Here is a 12,054-nt window from a genome sequence, read left to right on the forward strand (position 1 = left end):
CATGGCAACTCGAATCGTACTTATACTACGGGCACTTACTCAAGCAGGGACAGTACCTCGGCCCGCTCTTCCTCTATGGCGTCGGTTATCTGTTCTTTGTACGATTCGCGGTTTTGACTCTCATCCACCTTCAGCAAGGCGTAGTCAACGCCGATGCTGGCCGCCGTGCCCGCAGCGGCCCCCAAGATCGTGCCGACTGGACCGGCAGCCGTGCCAATCGCAGCGCCGACCACGCCTCCCGCAGCACGCGAAGCGAGCACGCTCGTGATGCGGGAAACTACATTCTTGAAAAACTGCTTCTCGACGGTGCGTTCAATCAGCTTCTTCGAAACAGCCTTCGTCGCCACCCCTGCAGCTGTGCCAGCAGCCGCGCTCACGCCAAAGCGCTGCCCTAAGCTCAAGAGCTTCTGATCAGGCTCGATCGTCTCATCGAAGAGGGTCGCATCGACCACATCCTTCGATTTCATGAGCCATTCGGGGACTTCTTCGATTTTGGACGAAGCCTTTGCGCTCTCGAATCGATCGAGAATAGCTTGGCTCTGAGCACTGTACTCCTCGAGCTTTAAGGCCAGTTCGGAATCGTCGATGTCGGAGTCAATCTTCTCCTGAAGACGTTGAGCGGCGAACTCCTCGACGTTGCCGCCAACAAGGTTTACCAGCCGCTCGTAGTCGGCGGGCAGGCTGTAGTAGTCGTCAAGATATCCATCGATGTTGTCTATGCGGGCGTCGAACGATGCGTTGACAAGCGGTACAAGAGTCTCTTTGGCCTCGGTTGAAAGCTTTTCTAGCTCACTTGATGCCTCATCCCTGGCGGCTTGGAGGACCTGGGCATCGTAGGGCTCGCCGTCGATTACGCACACGGTCAGGTTCACCGCATTGCTGGCGAAGCTTTTGACGAAGGACAGCTCGCCACGATCGGACGCATCCTGGAGATGCGCGTTCACGCACAGAAGAAGCACAAGCAGCAGAACGGGCATGCAAGCGCCCACAGCGACGTAGTGGAAGCGCAAGGCGGGCTTTGACCTGGCGCCATCGTTCGCCGTGTAATCTGCGGTATCGTCGGTGAAGTCAGCGAACATGCGCCTTAGCTCCGTCTTGCTTATGGAGCATGCGCCAAGCATGCTTCCCACCGCTGCAAGGGACAAAGCGTTAAGGAAGATCTTCATCCCGGCATAGAGATACGGCGACGTATCGGCCGCCTGGGAGGTTCCCCAGTTTGTCATTCCTTCAGCAACAGAAGAAAGTATCCCCAGTTGACGGAGCAACTCCACAGGGGAATCGCCGAACTCCTGCTGCGCGGCGGCAAAGGCTTCGTACGCCGAGGGATAATCAACTACGGGAACGGCAAAGCTCTCAGCGAGGAAAGCGATACACAAGTAACCGATTGTGACCCAGATTGCCGCTCTCGTGGTGCCCGGCTGCCTGAACTCCTCAGCGAACTGGCCTCCAATGAGGCGGAGCAGGACGCAATATGCCACAGGGTAGAAGATCGCGCTTGACGCAACGATGCCCCACTCCAGGGCATTCCACCTGAGAACATCGCAGAACAGCCCAAACGCGCATGTCGCCGCAACAACGAAGGCGATGCCGAAAACCAGTGTGCGACCGCTGTTGATACGGGAGAGCTGGCGGCCCGACTCGAACAGGAAGCGCTGGCTCGCTTTGCGGACAACGTGGAAGTAGGCATATCCGAGTGCAGACAGGCAGCTCAACAGGGCCCACAGAACGGCTACCCCGAAGGCATGCATTTGCGAACCGAATACGGCGAATGCGCCGAGCAGCAAGAAAAGCGCCGCCGCCTTCGCAGCATAGCAAGCCCAATGCCGTACTTCCAACTCTTTAGACAGCTTCTCCGAATGGTTCATAACTATGCTCATAACAGGTTCTCTCCACTGCATCGAGACCAAATTGATTAGATTCGATTATCCCTGTTCACGTTTAGGAACGGTGCTGGCAGCGGCATATCGACCTAAATATCATGACGATTGGGCTCTGCGCGGAGAGAATCGTAGACAACGGCTTTGCTGGTTTTGGGGTCCGCAGGTCACCGACACTGCTTAATAGCCCAAACGGGGACCGCCTGCACGCCTCTGATTATGGAATAGGGATCCTTCGCCTGGCAGATCACGTGCCCGAATCCGACTTCGTAGCCCCGCAGACCCTCCAAGCAGGCGAAGTTCTTGACGACGTCAGCGCCCACGGTGGCGGCAGTCTCAACCTCCACCGGATGCAGGACGCGCCCCTCCCCTTCAAGGATTCCGGAGTTCGCCAGCAGCGATTTTACGATGGAGCCACCCTTTGCCTCGGCATATTTTCCAACGAGCATTTCCCGCAGCCTGGCGCAGTCGAATTCGCCGCTCGGGTTCGCAGCGTCGCGCAGCGATGAGTGAGGAATCCTCCCTGTTCCACCCTGCGGCTGCACTGTTCGAGGGCCGACAATCATTCCGGATCATCGGTTTGCCTAATGCGCTCGATTCCGAAACAGCCTATCAAATCCCCTACAATGTAACGCGATGGACGGGAGGAGCCGGCCTAGCAGCAACCACCTTGCGGCAGTCGCTCTCCTTACCGATCGGCGTCAAGCTTATCCCAACGGCATACGAAAGGCATCAATGCGGGCACTCAGCGAAAAAGAGAGGAAGCAGATCCAACGCTACTGCGTGTATCCCAAGATCGCACTGCGGGCGCTCGTCATGTCCTTTGCATTGTGCGCCCTTATCGTGCCGTTGGAAATAATCGACGACCTGGTTTTCCACAACGACGGCTTCGATCCGGCCGGGCTCAATACCGGGATCGCTCTCATCGCGATCTGCGTTGCCGTATTCTGCTTCTGCGCGCTTCGCCCGAAGTTCGGCATGCGCGGAAAGCAATGGCTTGACCTGCAGAATCGCCTTGCGGTAAGGCAGACTCAAAGTGACCGTTCGGCTCAAGTTGCCGGCGTGCTTGCGACGCAAGCGGCGGGGCGTCTGCTGCAAAAAAGCGACAACAAGGCGGCTCAGGCCGTCGGGGGCGCGGCCCAGGTCGCAGGAGCGATTGGCGCGGTAAGCACAGCGGCGGACATGCTTTCGGAAAGTGCGAACAACGCCGAGGCGATGGCCGATGCCTACGGCGTTCCCGTTCCGAACATCAAGAAGCAATTGATCGCGTTCTCGATCGTGCCCGTTCTGGTTCTTATTGCGATATACATTCCGCAATACGCCCAGGGAAGCCAGGAGACGCAGGAGAAGATCGCCCTCGCCGCCGAGCAAATTGATATGGCGGAAAACGCGCTGGCGCAGGTATGCGAGCGCGTTTCGGCAGATGACCCGTACGAGAAGTACAAAGATTACGGCTATCACGTGAGAGGCTATCTACGAGAAGGCGACTTCAGCTGGGAGGGGGCTTACGTCTACTTGACCTTCGACGAATACGGGACGATTACTGAGATCAATTATTGCGAAGGGGTCGATGTCGCGGCAAGCCTCGAGGAAAACCTGGGCCAAGCCGAGCGAGATTTCCAGACCCTTAACGCCCCGCTTAGCGGCCTGAACGTATCAGTTGCCGATCCTGAACTGCTCGCAACGTGCACCATCCCCGCCGATTTCAAAGAGACGTTCCTAGCAGGGTCGTTCTACGAGGGCATTCGCGTATACAGCAACGACGCCCCCGTTCGCGTCGCCTGCTCCTTCGATACCGAATCAGAGGAGGAATTCGACGAATACTCGAGACCGCAGATCACGCTCTCGGTATGGAAAGCGAATTCGTAGCGATATCATCGGCGAAGGAATGGACGACGATTTTGCGGCTGCCTGGAGTCCCAATACCGCCGAATAGGACAAGCCCCTGTCGCTTGATCAATAGTTTCTACTGGAGTTACATTCCAGGGACCGACGATGCCGTCCTACTTCGGGGAACGAGAATGGGTTCTGTCGAAAAGAGCGGCTAGCCCATAATCTGGGCAAGGTCGGCCTCGGGAGTAGATATGGGGCGAATGCCGTAGTTGTCCACCAGCACCTGCAGCACGCCGGGGCTCACGAACGCCGGAAGCGTGGGGCCCAGGTAGATGCCCTTGATGCCCAAATGCAGCAGCGTGAGCAAGATGCACACCGCCTTCTGCTCGTACCAGGAGAGCACCATGGAAAGCGGCAAATCGTTCACGCCGCAACCGAAAGCATCCGCCAGCGCGAGCGCGATCTTGATCGCACCATAGGCGTCGTTGCACTGGCCGACGTCCAGCAGGCGCGGGATACCGTCGATGCTGCCCAGATTCAGGTCGTTGAAACGGTACTTGCCGCAGGCCAGAGTCAAGATGACGGAGTCGGAGGGGGCAAGCTTGGCGAAGTCGGTGTAGTAGCTGCGCTCCTTGCGCATGCCGTCGCAGCCCGCCAACAGGATGAAGCGCTTGATGTCGCCGGACTTGACCGCATCGATGACGGCGGGAGCGACGCTCATCACGGTGTCGTAGCCGAATCCAGTGGTGACACTGGTGCCGCCGTTGATGCCGGCGAAGGTCCGATCAGCGCCCCAACCGCCCAGCTCCAGTGCTTTGTCGATAAGGGCAGAGAAGTCCTTGGCCCCGTCTTCGCCCGCCTCGACGACATGCGCACCCGGGAAGCTCACGGGACCGGTGGTGAACACGCGGTCGGCATACGACTCGTCTGGCTTCACCAAGCAGTTGGTCGTCCACAGGATAGGCGCGGGAAGGTCTTTGAACTCCTTGCGCTGGTTGTGCCACGCGGTACCGTAGTTGCCTTTCAGATGCGGATACTTGCGCAGCTCGGGATAGGCGTTCGCGGGGAGCATCTCGCCGTGGGTGTACACGTTCACGCCGCGGCCTTCGGTCTGCTCCAGAAGCTGCTTGAGGTCGTGCAGGTCGTGGCCGGTGACCACGATGAAGGGCCCCGCCTCGACCTTGAGCTCAACCGTCGCAGGCTCGGGTTTGCCGTAGGCGGAGACGTTCGCTTCCTCCAAAGCGGCCATGGCGGCCAAGTTGACCTCGCCGCACTTGAGAACCAAAGGCAGCAGCTCGTCCATGCCCAGGTCGGAGCCGACGGCCCTCATGCCCTCGTAGAGAAACGCCGTCACAGCAGGGTCCGACTTCCCCAGCGCCTGCGCATGATAGGCGTACGCCGCCACGCCGCGCATGCCGAAGAGCAGCAGGCTCTTCAGGCTGCGGATATCCTCCTGCGCGTCCCACAGCAAGCCCATGTCGTACGAGCTAAATTCGCCCAGGGAAATAGCCTTCGCGCGAACGCGGCGCTCAAGAGCGGCAATGGCCTTAGGGTCGAAGCTGACGTTGCTCACGCAGGCGAACATGCCCTCCAGCATAAGCCCGTTGGATTCGGTATCCCCCTTTCCACCGCTCTCGGCTCGGGCCAAGGCGATCAATGTCCCGGTCAAATCATCTTGCAGCCGAGCCACATCGGCGGTCTTGCCGCACACGCCGGCAGCTCCGGTGCAGGCGGTGCATCCCGGCGTCTGCTCGCACTGGAGGCAAAACATGTTCTCGTCAGTCATTTCGCGCTCCTCTGCTCGGGGGTGTGTTTTCGAAGCAACTACACTATACTGTGGTATTACATACATTTCTGTTGTAGAACCTACAGGTGAAACCAATGCTTGATATCCCTACTTCTTCTTCAATGCTATTCGCCGGCATAACCCAAGACGAAGCGAAGCTGATGCTGCCTTGCCTTGGGGCGACAAGAAGGGTTTTCAGCCGGGAGGAGCGGATCATGCGCGCCGGCCAGCCCACCGAATACCTCGGCGTCGTCCTGTCCGGGCGCGTGCGGATCGAGGTCTCGGATGCCTGGGGCGAGACGACGATCTTGGAGATGCTGGGGCCCGGCTCGCTTTTCGCGCACGGCTACGCCTGCAGCATGGAGCCCCTCGACATCGATGTGCTGGCAGATTCGGCCTGCGAGGTGGTGCTGCTCAAAGCCGAGCGCATCATCCATTCCTGTCCTAAGCAGTGCGGCTGCCACGCACACATATCCTCGAACCTCATGCGCGCCTTGGCGCTAAGCAACCTGGACATGAACCGCCGCGCCATAGCCATGACCCCCAAGACCATACGGGGCAAGATCCTCGCCTTCCTCTCGCAGCAGCAGAAGAAGGCCGGCACCCGCGCCTTCACCATCCCCTACAGCCAAACCAAGCTGGCAAGCTACCTCAGCGTCGACCGCAGCGCGCTGTCGAACGAGCTCTCAAAGCTGCGCAAGGAAGGCGTCATTGACTACGAAGGCCGCACATACCGGCTGCTGTAGCGCACGACAGCTTCCTGCCATGTTGTGGCGAAATCAGATGGCCTTCCGCATATCCAAGATGTGTCTTAGCCCCTAGCCAGTTAACCAGCATCAGAGGGATAGATCGTGGTCTGCAGCGGTTCCAGCTGGCTCTATTGTTTACCCTTAAACAACAGATCGAGTTCCAATGGGGCTGCGGGTGGTGAGTAGAAGGGATGCGTTCTCCCCCGAGGGCGGCGCATTCGAATGAGGCTTCAGGAAGAATTCCTTCGCAGAGGGAGATTCGCACTGTGACATCGTCTTCGCGGATGGTTGCTCGTACTCCATTGCGCCGCAGATTGCCCATGGAGAAGAAGATATGCGCGGAATTGCCCGAGGCCACTTCGTATCGACTCCATTGGAGTACGCGTTCGACCACGAGGTCAGTTCGCTGCCGCATGTCATTTGGCGATTGTTTCGGCAGCATCGCTTCGGTTTCGCCGCCAGCATCCTCGCTTGGTCAACTTGGTCGAGACGGAGCGGACTCGCCACCATTGGCGGCACAGTGAGGCACTCAAAAATGCAGGTCGGAGCCCTATCGGCTTACTCCCACTCAGCGACTAATCCAGTCCGAGTACTACCGATGTGCGTCGCACAATGTCGCCGAAGGGTTGATTCGTGCGCAATTTAGGCGAATCAACCCCTTGATTCGCGATTTCGGGAATGACTCAATTGATTCGTGAAACCGCAGGTCGCACCTTTAATCATTCCCGGGTTTCCGCCAGGGGTTCGTAGCGGGTGGCTTGAATCAAGGTGATTCAAAGGGTCGGAGAGATGCCTATAGCGCAATCGTCTGGTGTTGGCGCGGTGAGGGACTTCTCGCCTTCATCAGTCCAAATCGTCAAGCTCCGAAAGCCTTGCGAGCTCGATGGCCGAATCGACCGCCTCTTCGAAATCGACGCCTTCCGCATAGGGTGATGACGAGACGTAAGAGGACCAGATGCCCCGCATCATATCGGATCTTCTGACCTCGCCGAGCACGGCCTCGTAGTCGCCCATCTTGCCGAGCGAACCGCGCCTGGAGGCGGTGGCGACAACTGCTTCGTGCAGGGAATCCCGATTTATTTCGTCCGCCTTCAAACGGAGCAAAGTGTGGATGTCGTAGTAGTCGCGTCCACGCGTGTTGGCGATTCCCCGGGAAACGACCGTCTCGAGCTTTTCGGCCAACACGGTTTCGAGCGGGTACGAGAGCACCCTGACCGAGCCCTCCTCGAACATCAGCGGGTAGCGGTACTCGATGCGCCCGGGCACTATCTCGTCTCCGGTCGTGATGTCGATCTTCACGGGGGCGTCTATCTTGCCGTACCTCACGCGCAGGTGCGCGCGCCAGTTCGCGTACTCGTCGCCCTCGCGGATGGGCTCGATCCGCTCGAAGGTGTATTCCATGCCGTCGGCGACGTCCACGGCGCAGATGGCGGCGACGGCCTCGCTCACCGTATCTTCGCCCATATCCATGCCTATCACCGTCGTGTCCATGTCCATGGTGGTCCTCTGGGCGACGCCGGTCATCGAAGAGATGAGGAGGCCGCCCTTCAGAACGAACGCCTCGGCGTAGCCGCTCTTTCCGAGCCGCATCAAAAGATGCTCGAACAGGTACATTTGCAGGAGCTCCTGGGGCTTCAGGTTGCTTTTCTTGGCCAGGGCCTTAATTTTGCCCTTGAGGCTTGCGTCGCTCCTCATCATGTGAGCACCTCCAAATACATCCTGAACTCTTTCTCGACGCCGAGCGCGTTGCACATCCGTGCGAGCTTAGGCAGGTCGGCGCCTTTCCTTTTGAAATAACCCGCGACCGCGTCGCGGACGAGCTGGGGGTCCGCTCCTTCGGAAACTCTCTGCGAAATGAGATCGGCTATGGCCCGTTCGGCGCAATAGGCTTTCACGGTGCCCCCTCCCGGGGACTTTGCCTTGACGATGCCGAGCTCGTAGAGCTCGGGAGGGAGGCGGTGGATCTTCGTATCGGGATATTCTCGGGTAAGGCCGCGCGGGTTGTAGCCGCGCGGGACGGTGACATCGATTGCGGCGGGAACCCTGTCGGAAAGGCCGGCGAGGTACAGCGCGCTTCCATGCGATAGCACGCATCTGCTCCACCTGTAGGATATCGCCGCGAACTCGTCGTCGAAGACTTCGGGCAGACAGTACACGCCCCGGGTAAGCTTGTCTATGGCGCCCGATTCAAGGGCGTAGGAGATCGAGCCCGGCAGAAAGCCCGCTTTCGCGATTTGCGCCGCGCTCGCGATGCCGCCCGAGCCTTCTACGAATTCGGCTATCTCCTCGCTTCTGCCCATAACCCTCCTTTTTGATTATTGGACACGAATTGTAGCTTAAATGTGTCTAATAATCAAAAAAGAAGATCACGGCCATCGGGCAAAGACGCCTGGCAAGACGCTATTCCTGTAAAAACAAATTTAGGCCCGGTGACTTGAATCAGCGGTCATTCTCGGATCATCAGAGGAGAGCGTAAGCGTCGTTGTTGAGTTCAACAATCTTGCCCGAGTTCCTGCGACGGGTTTGGCAGCTGAGTCCAAGGCTTAAAGCGCAAGGTATAATGACGCTCGCATAAGAAACAACGCGATTCGAACCATCTATTCGCCCACGAGAAAGGTTCGTTCATGAGCATATTCGACAAAGGCCTCGACCCGCTGAAAGAGATCCAGAAGGCCTCCAAGACCGCCGGCGAGGCGGCGACCAGGATTGCCGAAGGAGCATCTGGAATGGCGGTGGCGGCGGGTGCTGCGATCGTGGAGGCAACGACGACGGCGGGCGAAGCGGCGAGCAGGTTTGCCGACGAGGCCTCCGAGGCGGCGACAACAGCGGGCGCTGCGATCATGGACGTGGCGACAACAGCGGGCGCGGCGGTCGCAGGAGCGGCGAGCAGCGCGAAAGCCGTCCTCGACGAGAAAGCGGCCGAAAGGCTTGATGCGGAGAAGGCAGAGTACGCGCCCAAGGTACAGGAAGCCTTGAAAGCGATTGAAGGCACCCGCGCACAGGAGCTACTCGACTCCTTCCAAGAGTCTCCGCTTCCGTTGACGGAAGCCAATGCCGCCAAGGTGAAATCGACATTCCCGATACCAAGGGAACAGACCGTTGTCTGGGCCGACGCCGAGTTCGACCTCAGGCCCAGCGGCATCGTCATGACCGAAAAGGGCGTCTACATCAAGGCCGATGCTGACGCGTTCGCGGTCCCGGGGAAGGAAAAGAGGCAGTCTCGCCTCTTCTACTTCGAGTGGGCGCACTTCGAGCCCGGTTCCTTCGCCTCCGACGGTGAAAGCAACCTTGCGCTCACCGTCGACGAAGCGTGCCGAGGCCGGTTCGTATCTCGCTGCCAGGCTCTCGGCAGCTTCGAGGAAAGCCGCGCCGCCTTCGCAATCGACGGCGCGCTTGCTGGGGCGGACGATGCGGCGCCCAAAGCCGCGGCGGTCGCAGCAGCGGCGGCCATCAACAGCAACGGGGAGGTCTTCGTCGAGCAGCGCGCGGCGGTCAACAACCCGGCAGGCCACGGCGAGCTCGCCGAAGAGGCGAACAACATCATCGACAGGCTCCAGGGCCATCAGGCCGAGATTCTGGGGAGGGACAACGCGAAAAACGGCGCCGACCGAAGGGTCGACGGCATCCTGGTCCAAACCAAGTACTACAAGACGGCGCGCGGCTCCCTCGAGGCCTGCTTCGACCCGAGCAGCCACCAGTACCGCTACGTCGCGAACGATGGCACACCGATGCAGCTGGAGGTCCCGAAAGACCAGTACCAGCAGGTTCTCCGCGGCTTCGAGGGGAAGGTTCGCCAGGGCAAGGTGCCGGGTGTCAGCGACCCAAAGGACGCCGAGAAGATCGTCCGCAAGGGCAAGCTCACCTACGACCAGGCGGTAAACCTCACCAAGCCGGGAACGGTGGAGTCGGTCGCCTACGACGCCGCCACCGGTGCGGTCACGTGCTCCTGCGCGTTCGGCCTGTCGTTTCTCGCGACGACGTTCATGGCGTACAGGGAGACCAAAGACGTCAATGGCGCCATCCAGGCAGGCATCGCCGCTGGCGTTCAGGTGTTCGGCTTGTCCTTCGCCCAGCATATGGTCGTCTCGCAGCTTTCCAGAACGGGGCTTTCCAATGCCCTGATGGCGCCCAGCCAGGCGGTGGTCGGCAAGCTCGGATTCAAGGCGTCCGCAACGATCGTCAACGGCCTGCGCGCCCTCACGGGCAAGACCGCCATCAGCGGAGCAGCCGCCTCCAAGCAGCTTGCGAAGATGCTAAGGGGCAACGCCGTCTCGGCAGCGGTGACGCTCGCCGTGTTCTCAGTTCCCGAGACCTATAAGCTCTTTCAGGGCAAGGCCAGCGGCGCGCAGTACGCCCAGAATATCGCCAGCCTCGCCACCTCGGTCGCCGGGGGAATCGCCGGCGCTGCTGCGGCAGGGGTCGCGGCGGCGAAGGTCGGCGCCGCGGCTGGCACGGCGGTGTCGCCCGGCGTGGGTACCGTCGTCGGCCTTGCGGGCGGCATGGTCGGCGGAACGATCGGTACGGCGGCCGCGGGCGCGGTCGGCGGGATACTGTTCGAGGGCGACTGCGCATCCTTCGGGAGATATTTCAACGCCATGGTCTCGTGCATGGCGGTCGAGTACCTGCTCGACGGGCACGAGATGGACGAGCTGCTCGCCGCCCTCGACGGCGTGAAGTCGAGCGAGTTCAAGGAGCTCATGGAAGAGACCCTCTCCTCTCAGAGTCAGGAAGCCAAGGTCAGGGCGTTCCTCGCACCGAAGTTCGACGAGGTCGCGTCGCGCAGGGAGCACTTCGCTCTGCCCACTGACGAGCAGATCAACAACGCACTCGCCAGGCTTGAGGAAGAGGCCGAGGAGGAGCCGGCGACGCAATGCGTCTCGATCGACGGCGTCGGCGAAATCTGCATCCCCGCTTTCTTCCAGCCGCTCTGCCCGCTTCCAGAGGATTCCGACTCGCTCAAGAGCTTCGGGGCCCAGAGCAAGAGCGCGCAGATGCTGCTATACGTGGGCCCCTCGTCCGAAGAGGAGGCGATGCCCTTCGGCAACCCCCAGTCCGTGATCGACGGAATACACGAGTGTCTTGGCGACAACCAGGGACTTATCACGGTCGAACGCACGAAAACCAGAAGCGGCGAAGATGCGATGTACAGCATCATGAAAACCGTCGAGCCGTTCGAGGGCGCGCAGTACTGCCTGACTATGGATCTTGGATCGAGGAATGGCGTTTTCCGTATTCAGGGCTTCTTTGCGGAAGCCGGCACAACGGGGATGCGCGACGCCGTTGTGATGGCGACGGAGGGAAAAGGAGAAACTCTTGAGGAGGGTCAGGAAGCGTGGTCCAAGGACCCGTATGACGTCGATTTCAAACGCGGAATACCGATGAATCGCTCCGAGGATCCAAAGTACGACGACGCATTCCCATGGCATCCGCTCAGCATATGCAGGCAAACTGCCCGCGACATCATTGCTGGCAACTAACGCCGGAAGACTCTGCAAAGGTCGTGATCGTCCCGCGCCCCACTCTAGGGGCGCGGGATTTCCTCGGGCGCTCTCGCAGGCAGACGAGCGGCGTAACGTCGCGACCTTTTTCATTGGGTCTCCGCTGCATGCCGAATTGCAGGAAAAGTAGGCATGGGTCTGGCGATATACTAGGAAATTGAATTGCCGTTGAAAGGAGACCAGCTATATGAAGTCAAGGGATAATCCGAAGTTTTTTGAAGCCGAGTAGGTTTATCCGATTAACGCACTTTGACAGCCGAATATCGAATGCTTTTGGGCGCAATGGGGCGCATCGCAGATGCGATGGCGGC

Annotated in this window: 8 protein-coding genes; 3 read left to right on the forward strand and 5 right to left on the reverse strand. The window is 59.7% G+C overall.

Going from position 1 to position 12,054, the window contains the following annotated elements; all coding sequences use genetic code 11:
• Window positions 1–35 precede the first annotated feature (35 nt).
• A complete protein-coding gene (locus ACMRQN_RS01225) occupies window positions 36–1,877 on the reverse strand; it encodes a hypothetical protein (protein ID WP_418733470.1) in 1,842 nt (613 codons plus the stop codon).
• A 167-nt stretch (window positions 1,878–2,044) separates the two neighbouring features.
• Complete coding sequence (locus ACMRQN_RS01230; protein WP_418733471.1) at window positions 2,045–2,326, reverse strand: hypothetical protein; 282 nt, start codon at window positions 2,324–2,326, stop codon at window positions 2,045–2,047.
• Between the two features lie 286 nt (window positions 2,327–2,612).
• On the opposite strand from ACMRQN_RS01230, the gene ACMRQN_RS01235 reads away from it, so the two are divergent.
• Entirely contained in the window at window positions 2,613–3,746 is a 1,134-nt protein-coding gene (locus tag ACMRQN_RS01235; protein WP_418733472.1) for a hypothetical protein, read from the forward strand.
• Window positions 3,747–3,921: 175 nt separating this feature from the next.
• Here the strand turns inward: ACMRQN_RS01235 and hcp are convergent, their stop codons facing one another.
• On the reverse strand, window positions 3,922–5,496 hold the full coding sequence (hcp, locus tag ACMRQN_RS01240) for a hydroxylamine reductase (RefSeq protein WP_418733473.1): 1,575 nt from the start codon (window positions 5,494–5,496) through the stop codon (window positions 3,922–3,924).
• 161 nt (window positions 5,497–5,657) lie between these two features.
• Between hcp and ACMRQN_RS01245 the strand changes: the two genes are divergently transcribed.
• Window positions 5,658–6,242, forward strand: coding sequence for a Crp/Fnr family transcriptional regulator (locus ACMRQN_RS01245; protein ID WP_418733480.1), 585 nt, complete (start codon window positions 5,658–5,660; stop codon window positions 6,240–6,242).
• Between the two features lie 846 nt (window positions 6,243–7,088).
• On the opposite strand, the gene ACMRQN_RS01250 is transcribed toward ACMRQN_RS01245, so the two are convergent.
• Both ACMRQN_RS01250 and ACMRQN_RS01255 read right to left on the reverse strand, forming a co-directional pair.
• Complete coding sequence (locus ACMRQN_RS01250; RefSeq protein WP_418733474.1) at window positions 7,089–7,943, reverse strand: nucleotidyl transferase AbiEii/AbiGii toxin family protein; 855 nt, start codon at window positions 7,941–7,943, stop codon at window positions 7,089–7,091.
• Window positions 7,940–8,545 carry a type IV toxin-antitoxin system AbiEi family antitoxin domain-containing protein gene (locus ACMRQN_RS01255; protein ID WP_418733475.1) on the reverse strand — a complete coding sequence of 202 codons (606 nt, stop codon included), beginning with the start codon at window positions 8,543–8,545 and terminating at the stop codon, window positions 7,940–7,942. Before ACMRQN_RS01255 ends, ACMRQN_RS01250 begins: the two co-directional genes overlap by 4 nt.
• A gap of 324 nt (window positions 8,546–8,869) precedes the next feature.
• On the opposite strand from ACMRQN_RS01255, the gene ACMRQN_RS01260 reads away from it, so the two are divergent.
• A complete protein-coding gene (locus ACMRQN_RS01260; protein ID WP_418733476.1) occupies window positions 8,870–11,722 on the forward strand; it encodes a hypothetical protein in 2,853 nt (950 codons plus the stop codon).
• Window positions 11,723–12,054 lie beyond the last annotated feature (332 nt).

The sequence above is a fragment of the Ellagibacter sp. genome (assembly GCF_048412355.1).
Taxonomy (GTDB): Bacteria; Actinomycetota; Coriobacteriia; order Coriobacteriales; family Eggerthellaceae; genus Ellagibacter.

What these genes read in the sequence shown, in the direction of transcription:
- ACMRQN_RS01230 (WP_418733471.1), bottom strand. Translation starts at nt 2,326, where the DNA reads ATGCTCGTTGGAAAATATGCCGAGGCAAAGGGTGGCTCCATCGTAAAA.
- ACMRQN_RS01245 (WP_418733480.1), top strand. Translation starts at nt 5,658, where the DNA reads ATGCTGCCTTGCCTTGGGGCGACAAGAAGGGTTTTCAGCCGGGAGGAG.
- ACMRQN_RS01255 (WP_418733475.1), bottom strand. Translation starts at nt 8,545, where the DNA reads ATGGGCAGAAGCGAGGAGATAGCCGAATTCGTAGAAGGCTCGGGCGGC.
- ACMRQN_RS01250 (WP_418733474.1), bottom strand. Translation starts at nt 7,943, where the DNA reads ATGATGAGGAGCGACGCAAGCCTCAAGGGCAAAATTAAGGCCCTGGCC.
- ACMRQN_RS01260 (WP_418733476.1), top strand. Translation starts at nt 8,870, where the DNA reads ATGAGCATATTCGACAAAGGCCTCGACCCGCTGAAAGAGATCCAGAAG.
- hcp (WP_418733473.1), bottom strand. Translation starts at nt 5,496, where the DNA reads ATGACTGACGAGAACATGTTTTGCCTCCAGTGCGAGCAGACGCCGGGA.
- ACMRQN_RS01235 (WP_418733472.1), top strand. Translation starts at nt 2,613, where the DNA reads ATGCGGGCACTCAGCGAAAAAGAGAGGAAGCAGATCCAACGCTACTGC.
- ACMRQN_RS01225 (WP_418733470.1), bottom strand. Translation starts at nt 1,877, where the DNA reads ATGAGCATAGTTATGAACCATTCGGAGAAGCTGTCTAAAGAGTTGGAA.